Source organism: Salinimicrobium oceani, assembly GCF_012037645.1.
The window spans coordinates 1-460 of record NZ_JAAVJR010000594.1; the positions used below are offsets into that span (position 1 = coordinate 1).

Below are 460 nucleotides of genomic sequence, written 5' to 3' on the forward strand. Positions count from 1 at the left end.
TACTTCAAATTCATTTGATTCACCTGTGAGCATTGTCTGCTTAAAAGCTTCAAAAACGCCTTTTTCCGCTGCCTGCGGATTCAGTTTAAGAAAACTCCGCCCGGCCATATGTCTCTGATTATAATACCGGCTCACCACTTTATTTACCCTCACATAGGTGAAATCTACCAGATCATAATTCTCTCCAAATAAGGGTTTCATCAAAAAGATACCCTGCTTCACTGTGTCGAAGACCATTTGAAGCAGTTCATTCTTTTCTTCCAGCTCCAGCGTACGGCTTTTAACCTTTAGCTCCAGGCTTTCATTTAGCTTTTGCAGTTTATCTTCGGCTTCTTTTCGGGAGGTGATATCAGAGAAAAGGCAGGCAACTTTTCTGCTTCTTTTAGTGCCGATTGGAAAGGCATAGACATCAAACCATCTGTCATGTGCTACAGCATAATCTTCAAATCGTACCGGTTCT

General features: G+C 41.7%; 1 protein-coding gene. It reads right to left on the minus strand.

Features of this window, described 5'->3' with window-relative positions; genetic code table 11:
• Positions 1-460, minus strand: a 460-nt coding sequence (locus HC175_RS18425) for a hypothetical protein (RefSeq protein WP_209310086.1), incomplete at both ends; no start/stop codon positions are given.